The organism is Streptomyces sp. SID1328, from assembly GCF_009865595.1.
GTDB lineage: Bacteria > Actinomycetota > Actinomycetes > Streptomycetales > Streptomycetaceae > Streptomyces > Streptomyces griseoluteus.
In genome coordinates this window covers 1-5,317 of record NZ_WWKH01000819.1, presented here as the reverse complement: position 1 = coordinate 5,317, position 5,317 = coordinate 1, and the positions used below count along the sequence as shown (strand labels likewise).

Annotated in this window: 3 protein-coding genes and 1 pseudogene; 3 read left to right on the top strand and 1 reads right to left on the bottom strand. The window is 71.4% G+C overall.

Annotated features, from left to right (window positions below; translation table 11 throughout):
• Positions 1 to 1,971: FdhF/YdeP family oxidoreductase (locus GT030_RS25975; protein ID WP_161203186.1), on the top strand; the 1,971-nt coding region annotated here is incomplete at its 5' end.
• 366 nt (positions 1,972 to 2,337) lie between these two features.
• Positions 2,338 to 3,174, top strand: coding sequence for a formate dehydrogenase accessory sulfurtransferase FdhD (gene fdhD / locus GT030_RS25970; RefSeq protein ID WP_161203185.1), 837 nt, complete (start codon positions 2,338 to 2,340; stop codon positions 3,172 to 3,174).
• A 45-nt stretch (positions 3,175 to 3,219) separates the two neighbouring features.
• On the opposite strand, the gene GT030_RS25965 is transcribed toward fdhD, so the two are convergent.
• Positions 3,220 to 4,155, bottom strand: coding sequence for a LysR family transcriptional regulator (locus tag GT030_RS25965; protein ID WP_161203184.1), 936 nt, complete (start codon positions 4,153 to 4,155; stop codon positions 3,220 to 3,222).
• Positions 4,156 to 4,470: 315 nt separating this feature from the next.
• Here GT030_RS25965 and GT030_RS25960 point away from each other — a divergent pair.
• Positions 4,471 to 5,317 (top strand): annotated as a pseudogene (locus GT030_RS25960) (FUSC family protein); the annotation flags it as partial.

Here is a 5,317-nt window from a genome sequence, read left to right as displayed (position 1 = left end):
TGGCTCAACCAGCAGGGCCGGCTCACCGAGCCCATGGTGAAGTGGCCCGGCGCCACCCACTACGAGCCCATCCGCTGGGAGCAGGCGTTCGAGGTCCTGGCGAAGGAGCTGAAGCAGCTCACCTCGCCCGACGAGGCGATGTTCTACGTCTCGGGCCGCCTGAACAACGAGGCCGCCTTCCTCCTCCAGCTGTTCTCCCGCGCGTTCGGCACCAACAACCTGCCGGACTGCTCCAACATGTGCCACGAGTCCACCGGCTGGGGTCTGGGCGCCGCGCTCGGCATCGGCAAGGGCAGCGTCTCGCTGGACGACATCCACCACTCCGACCTGATCTTCCTGGTCGGCCAGAACCCCGGCACCAACCACCCGCGCATGCTCGCCGCGCTGGAGGAGACCAAGCGCAACGGCGGCGAGGTCGTCGCGGTCAACACCCTCCCCGAGGCGGGCCTGATGCGGTTCAAGCACCCGCAGAAGGCGCGCGGTGTGATCGGCAACGGCACCCAGATCGCCGATCAGTTCGTGCACATCCGCGCCGGCGGCGACATGGCCCTCTTCCAGGGCCTCAACAAGCTCCTGCTGGACGCCGAGGACGCCGCGCCGGGCGCCGTGCTCGACCACGCGTGGATCAACAAGAACTCCCGCGGTTTCCAGGAGTTCGCCGAGAGCGTCCGCAAGATCTCCTGGGACGACATCCTCCTCGCCACGGGCCTGACCCTGGACGAGATCAAGGAGGTCCACGAGCGGGTCATGAGGAGCAAGAGCGCCATCGTCTGCTGGGCGATGGGCGTGACCCAGCAGAAGCACGGTGTCGCCACCATCCGCGAGATCGTCAACTTCCTGATGCTGCGCGGCAACATCGGCAGGCCCGGCGCCGGTGTCTGTCCCGTCCGCGGCCACTCCAACGTGCAGGGCGACCGCACCATGGGCGTCTGGGAGCAGATGTCCGACGCGTTCCTGGACGCGCTGGGCCGCGAGTTCGGCTTCGAGCCGCCCCGCCACCACGGCTACGACGCCGTACAGGGCATTCGCGCCATGCACGAGGGCAAGGCCAAGTTCTTCCTCGGGGTGGCCGGCAACTTCGTCCGCGCCACGCCGGACAGCGAGTACACCGAGCAGGCCATGCGCAACTGCTCGCTGACCGCGCACATCTCGACCAAGCTCAACCGCTCCCACACCGTCTGCGGCGACACCGCGCTGCTGCTGCCCACCCTGGGCCGCAGCGACCGGGACATGCAGAACGGCGTCGAGCAGTGGATCACCGTCGAGGACTCGATGAGCGACGTCCACCGCTCGCACGGCAAGCTGCCCCCGGCCTCCGAGCACCTGCTCAGCGAGGTCGCCATCATCAGCCGCCTGGCGATCGCCACCCTCGGCGACACGTACGGCATCCCGTGGCAGAGCTTCGAGGCCGACAACGACCGGATCCGTGACCGGATCTCGCGCGTCGTCCCCGGCTTCGAGAACTTCAACGAGCGCGTCCGGCAGCCCGGAGGCTTCAACCTGCCGAGCCCGGTCAACAACGACACGTTCCCGACGCCGAGCGGCAAGGCCGAGTTCTGGGCCAGCCGGTTCGAGATGCCGCACGTACCCGCCGGCCACCTGCTGCTCCAGACGCTGCGCTCGCACGACCAGTGGAACACCATCTGGTACGCGTCCAACGACCGCTACCGGGGCATCCACAACGCCCGCCGTGTCGTCATGGTCAACCCGGCCGACCTGGAGCAGTTCGGTTTCCGCGACGGCGACATGGTCGACCTGGTCAGCGTGTGGACCGACAAGGAGCGCCGCGCCGAGTCCTTCAGGGTCGTCGCCTACCCGACGAGCCCCGGCTCCGCCGCCGCGTACTACCCGGAGACCAACGTGCTCGTGCCGCTGGACAGCGTCGCCGACATCAGCAACTGCCCCACCTCCAAGGGTGTGCTGATCCGGCTGGAGCCGTCCCGCATCCCGGCTCCCGGCCTCGCCGGCTGATCCGCCCCCCGGACCCCCCTCCCGACGGTCCGGGAGGGGATGTGTACCGCGGACGGCCCGGTACCCGCTTCCCCGGCGGGACCGGGCCATCCGCGGATGCCAACCGCACCCCGCACCCCGTACCCGCGCCCGCCCCTCCGGGCCGGGCCGCCACGCCAGTACTTCCGCCCTCTCCTCGTGCCACGGCGTCACCTAGAGTGGATTTCCCACGCCACCGCTGCACGCCGTCACCACAGGAGCCGACCCGGCGGGCCCGGGCCACGGCCCGGCCGCCGCCCCCGACAAGCCGACCCCACCCACCGGCACACACCGGCTCCAGCGGCGACCACAACCCCCGGCCCGGAGCCCGAGGAGAGGAACAAGACCATGGGACGAGTGACCGTGCGGCGTCGAGTGCTCCGCATCCGCGACGGCGCGTCCTCGCACCGCCCGGACACCCTGGCGGCCGAGGAGCCGATGGAGATCCGCGTCGGCGGCCGCCCGCTCACGGTGACCATGCGCACCCCCGGCGACGACTTCGACCTCGCCGCCGGCTTCCTGGTCAGCGAGGGCGTCGCGCACGCCGAGACCGACGTGGCCGGTATCCGCTACTGCCTGGGCGCCACCGACGACGGCAGCAACACCTACAACGTGGTCGACGTCGTCCTCGGCCCCGGCGTCGAGGCCCCCGACGCCTCCCTGGAGCGCAACTTCTACACCACGTCCTCCTGCGGCCTGTGCGGCAAGGCCAGCCTGGACGCGGTCCGCACCGTCGCCGCCTGGTCCGTCGCCGACGACGAGCTGCGCATGAGCCCGCAGATGCTGGCGACCCTGCCCGACAAGCTGCGCGCCGCGCAGAAGGTGTTCGACAGCACCGGCGGCCTGCACGCGGCCGGGCTCTTCTCCTCCGACGGCGAACTGCTCTGCCTGCGCGAGGACGTGGGCCGCCACAACGCCGTCGACAAGGTCGTCGGACACGCCCTGCGCTCCGGGATGCTCCCGTTGCGCGGCTGCGTCCTGGTGGTCAGCGGCCGGGCCTCGTTCGAGCTGGTGCAGAAGGCGGTCATGGCCGGCATTCCGATGCTGGCCGCCGTCTCCGCGCCGTCCTCGCTCGCCGCCGACCTCGCCGCCGAGAGCGGCCTGACCCTGGTCGGCTTCCTGCGTGGTGACTCGATGAACGTCTACACCGGCGCCGAACGCCTGGAACCGCAGCCCGTCGCCTGACCCGCCCCGGTGGCCGCGCCTGAACGGGCGCGGCCACGGCCGGTGCTACGCCGGCGGCAGCGCGGGGCCGCCGGGCAGCCGCTCCAGGGCGCCGGCCACGTCCGTCTCCGTGGCGACCTCGGTCAGCGCGCGGGCCATCACCGACCCCGGCTGCTGGGACGTCGTCACCAGGCCCACCGGCACCGTCCAGTCCGGTTCCACCAGCGGCACCGCCCGCATGCCGTGCGGCACACCGAACACGTGCAGCCAGGCGTGCGGGACGACGCTCGCCCACCGGCCGGTCCTGACGTGCGCGAACAGCGCGGCGACGGAGTCTGTCTCCACCCGGGGCGTCGGTTTCGCCCCGGCCTTGGCGAACACGTCGTCCAGCACCCGCCGGCCCTGCATCGACTCGTTCAGCAGGCACAGCGGGAGCCGGGCGGCCTCCGCCCAGGTCGCCGTCGACCGGTGCGCCAGACCATCGGCCGCGGTGATCAGCAGCACATAACGTTCCTCATAGAGCGGAATGGCGTGGAAATGCCCCGAGAGTTCTTCCGGCAGATACGTGATTCCGGCGTCGATCTCGAAATTCTGGAGCTGGCGGAGAATGTCCTGGGACTGGAGGTCCGCCATCACTTCCACGGTGACCAGCGGATGCTCCGTGCAGAACGGACCGGTCAGCAGCGAGACGGCCGCGGACGCGGTCGGCACCGAGCCGATCCGCATCCTGCCGCTGAGCCCGCAGCGCAGGGCACCGACCTCGTCCCGCAGCGCGTCACGGTCCGCGAGAATCCGCTGCGCCCACACGACGATGCGCTCGCCCTCCGGGGTGAGCCCCTCGTACTTGCGGCCGCGTCGGACCAACGGCACGTCAAGCTCGTCCTCCAGCTTCCGGATCGCCTCGGAGAGCGCGGGCTGGGATACGGAGCACGCCTGGGCGGCGCGGGCGAAATGGTGCTCCCTCGAGAGAGCGACGAGGTATTCGAGTTGGCGAAACAGCACGTCATGGGTGTACCCGACCGCTGACCGAAAAGCCAATCGGCCCAGCGGCCCGCCCGGCCGGGGATCCTGCCCGCCGGCGCTCCCCGGGTCGAACCCGGAAGGCTTGAGGGCACCTTCCGCCGCGTGAAGACCGTATGCCGAATTCGCACCGTGCCGGACTTGCCTTCGGAATTGCCCGGCAATTCACCTAATGAAATGCGCGAGGGCGCTTGACCCTGCCGGATTCGCTAGAGTTAGTGATCTATGAAACGCGGCAACACCTCTCAGCTCCTCGCTGGACTGGCCCGTGTTCTCTCGCCACGCGGCTCATTCGCCATGGCCGAGGTCAGCGGGGCGCTCCCTTTCGCGCTGCGGGCCGCGCTCACCATGGCGCTGCCCACCCTGCCGCTGGTCCTGCTCGGCCACCCGAGCCTCGCCGTCTTCCCGGCTCTCGGCGCCTTCACCATCACCTTCGAGCGCAGCCTCCCGCTGCGCCGCCGCAGCCGGCTGTGGGTGCTCGCCCTGGTCGCCCTGGCGATGACGGCCGCCGTGGGGCTCGGCTCGCTGCTCGCGGTCCGGGTGGGCCCCTCCGGCCCCTGGACCCAGGGGCTCGCCGCCGTGGCGGGCATGGCCGCGGTCGCCGGACTCGCCAAGTTCGGCTGTGACTACGCCGGGCTGCGGGGCCTCGGGGCCGTACTGATCCTGGTCGCCTTCGCCGTCACCGCCGAGGGGACGCCCGCACTCACCGACGTGCTGCCGCACACCGCGCTCACCGCGCTCGGCGCGGCCGTCGCCTGGCTGGTCTGTCTGCCCAACTCCCTTCAGCCGCAGCGGCTCCAGCGCCTCGCGCTCGCCGACGCCCTGGAGTGCTTCGCCCGCGCCCTGGAGGCCGCCGGGCCGATCGAGACCTCCAAGGCCCGCCACCAGGCCGTCGTCGCCGCCCTGCGCGCCCACCACGCGCTCGACGACCCCGGCGACCCCGACGACAGCGACGGCGTCCTCGGCCTCACCCGCCGCGCCCCCGGACGCCCCGCCACCACCGGTTACTCCGCCGACTACGTCTGGGCCCTGCTGACCACCGACACCTGGCGCGACGCCGAGGGCGAGGTCGTCGCCCGGCACCTGCGCGAACAGGCGCGGATGCTCTCCGACCGCCGCTGGCACACCCTGCTCCCGCTGCCAG